The 483-nt window shown below is 66.7% G+C and carries 1 protein-coding gene; it reads left to right on the top strand.

Features of this window, described 5'->3' with window-relative positions:
• A partial coding sequence (locus tag AC1DYG_RS19490) for an inositol-3-phosphate synthase (RefSeq protein WP_477641505.1) occupies positions 1-483 on the top strand: 483 nt, incomplete at both ends.

Raw genomic sequence — 483 nt, 5'->3', positions numbered from 1 at the left:
CTTGTCTGATGCACGTCAAGTTCGGCCAGTACCACGTGCGCGACGTCGAGTTCGTCGCCGCCTTCGACGTGGACGCGAAGAAGGTCGGGTTCGACCTGTCCGAGGCAATCCTCGCCAGCGAGAACAACACCATCAAGATCGCCGACGTGCCGCCGCTCGACGTCCCCGTCCAGCGCGGCCCGACGCTCGACGGCATCGGCAAGTACTACGCGCAGACCATCGAGGTCTCCGACGCCGAGCCCGTCGACATGGTCGCCGCACTCAAGGCCGCCAAGGGCGACGTCCTCGTCTCCTACCTGCCGGTGGGCTCCGAGCAGGCCGACAAGTTCTACGCGCAGTGCTGCATCGACGCCGGTGTCGCGTTCGTCAACGCCCTGCCCGTGTTCATCGCGTCCGACCCGGAGTGGGCCGCGAAGTTCAAGGACGCCGGCGTCCCGATCGTCGGTGACGACATCAAGAGCCAGGTCGGCGCCACCATCACCC

The sequence above is a fragment of the Pedococcus sp. P1_H8 genome, from assembly GCF_056405175.1.
Note: the sequence above shows the minus strand (reverse complement) of the source record. Positions and strands in the feature narration are given on the sequence as shown.